Consider the following 2,258-nt stretch of genomic DNA (forward strand, 5'->3'; position numbering starts at 1 on the left):
CGTGGTGCTGCTGTTGGCCGCCGTGGCCGTGGCCGCCACCGGCCGCGCCCGCGCGCGGCCGCCTGCCTAGAATGACGCGCCACTAGCTCGACACGCCACTAGAACGACACCATGTCGGCCGGGTTCAGGATGCCCATCACGCCCAGCGCACCCTTGATCAGCGGTATGGCCACCGGCGACAAATGCCGTCCCAGCGGAATGCCCGCGTGGTCAAAGCGCGTCAGCATGGCGTAGTCGGTGTTGCGTCCGGTGACGTCATCGCTGATGGCGCGGCCGATGCGCACCGTTTGCGCCACGCCGTGGCCGCTCCAGCCGTGCACCATGTACACGGGCACATCGCCCGCGCTCTTGCGGCTGTCGGTGGCGCCGTTCAGCGTCAGGTCGCTGATGCCGCTCCAGGAATACTCCAGCGCCGGTTTTTCCAATTGGGGAAACACCGTCTTGATGCGATCCAGCAGGTAGTTGTTGACGTCGCGCGGCGACCACGAGTTACCGGTGCCCTGGCCGCCGAACAGCAGCCGGTTGTTGCGCACGGGGCGGTAGTAATCAATTTGCAGCTGCGTGTCGTAGATGGGCAGGCCGGACGGAATCAACGCGTTCAGGGTATCGCCCAGCGGCGGGGTAACGGCCACGTAGGTGAAGAAGGGCACGGTGGTTGAGCTGCCCGGCATGAACTGGAACGTGGCGCTGTGCACCGCCAGCACCACGGCGCGGCGCGCTTTGATGGCGCCCTGCGCGGTGGTCACGCGCGTATTGCCCGGCGATTCGTCAATGGCGTGCGCGGCGGTGTTGTCGTACACGCGACCGCCCAGCTTGACGAAGGCGTGGATCAGCCCGCGCAGCAGCGCCAGCGGTTGTACCTGGCCGCCACCGCTGTCGACGGCCGCGCCGAAGTAGATATCGGACTTCACGTACTGCTCTTTCAATTCGTGCCGGCCGATGATCTTGACGGCCTCGTCGCCCAGGCGGCGTCGCGCGTCGGCGTTTTCGACCAGCGCGCCCATATGGCCCGCGTGCACCGCCGCCGTGACGTGGCCACGCTTGCGGTCGCAATCGAAGCCGTAGCGTTCGCGCAGGCCGTCCACGGTTTCCATGGCTTCGACCGAGGCAAATCGCCACAGCCGCCGCGCGTCGTCCAAAGGCAGGTTGTCCAGCATCGTGCCCGCTTCCCAGCGCGCCAAGCCGGGTGTCATCTGGCCGCCGTTGCGGCCGGATGCGCCCGACCCGATATGGTCTTTTTCGATCAGCACCACGTCGACGCCGGCTTCGGCCAGGTGCAAGGCGGTGGACGCGCCCAGCAGGCCGCCACCGATGACGACCACGTCGCAGTCCACATCGCCCGGCAGCGGGCCAAAGGCCGGCCACTCGGACAGCGAGGCTTCGTAGTAGTTGGCGGGCATGGGATCGGTGGGCTTGGCGTCGCGCCGCCAGTTCCAGATGCGCGGATCAATGCCCAGCCGGGTAGGCGTCGGCTGCGCATCGTGCAGCAACTGGGCGGGTGGCAGCATGGCGTCGCGCGGCGGCACGGCGGCGTTGGCAGTGGTCAGGGCGCGCGAGGTCGCGGGCCACAAGCCCAGTGCGCCGGCGGCGGTGGCCGCGGTGGCGGCCGTTGAGGCCGCCGCTGTCTTGAGGATGAATTCGCGTCGATTCAATGTCATGTCGATGTTCCTGGAATCGGGGAATGGCTCAGGCCGTGGGGGCCGGGCCGAAGCGGTTGCGGCCGGGGGCGCCGGCGGGCAGCATGAAGGGCTGAAGCAACAACGTGCCCAACACGGGCACGGCATGCAGCAAGCCCCACCAGCCGCTGCGGCCCGTGTCGTGCAGGCGGCGGATAGAGACGGCCAGCGCGGGCAGCAGCGTCAGCAGCAGGAAGCCCGCCGTGTACCAGCCGAACAGGATTTCGGGGTTGGCGATGGCCAGCGCGCGTTCCACCGCCGAGATCGCCAGCACGGCAATCAACTGGAACAGCACGAAGTACCAATATTCGCGACGCCGCGCGCGGCCCTGAAAGACGGCGTAGTGTTTGAGGGCTTGCAGATACCACTTCATGGGGGTCTCCTGGTTTGTAAAGATGTGCGCCATCCGCGCCGGGCGTGAGCGCGGGCGGCGTCATCGGCGCGCGGGGGCGCCAAGGGATTGAAGAGAATTAAGCGAAGGGCAAAGGCGAGGGAGCGCGGCAGGCCGGCGCGCCGAGCCCGTCAGCTGCCGGGGCGGTGCGCCAGCCCGGGTAGGCTGGGCGGGCCGGCATGGCCGCGCGC

Annotated in this window: 2 protein-coding genes; both read right to left on the reverse strand. The window is 68.3% G+C overall.

Annotated features, from left to right (window positions below):
- Positions 1-98: 98 nt before the first annotated feature.
- Positions 99-1,508, reverse strand: a complete 1,410-nt coding sequence (locus ACNPP0_RS23295) for an NAD(P)/FAD-dependent oxidoreductase (protein WP_448707128.1) — start codon at positions 1,506-1,508, stop codon at positions 99-101.
- 178 nt (positions 1,509-1,686) lie between these two features.
- Positions 1,687-2,049 (reverse strand): DUF805 domain-containing protein, encoded by a 363-nt coding sequence (locus tag ACNPP0_RS23300; RefSeq protein WP_332610066.1) that lies wholly within the window; start codon positions 2,047-2,049, stop codon positions 1,687-1,689.
- Positions 2,050-2,258 lie beyond the last annotated feature (209 nt).

This window comes from Achromobacter semiaridum, from assembly GCF_053543755.1.

Coding starts and splice junctions, on each gene's coding strand:
- ACNPP0_RS23295 (WP_448707128.1), bottom strand. CDS start 1,508: ATGCTGCCACCCGCCCAGTTGCTGCACGATGCGCAGCCGACGCCTACC.
- ACNPP0_RS23300 (WP_332610066.1), bottom strand. CDS start 2,049: ATGAAGTGGTATCTGCAAGCCCTCAAACACTACGCCGTCTTTCAGGGC.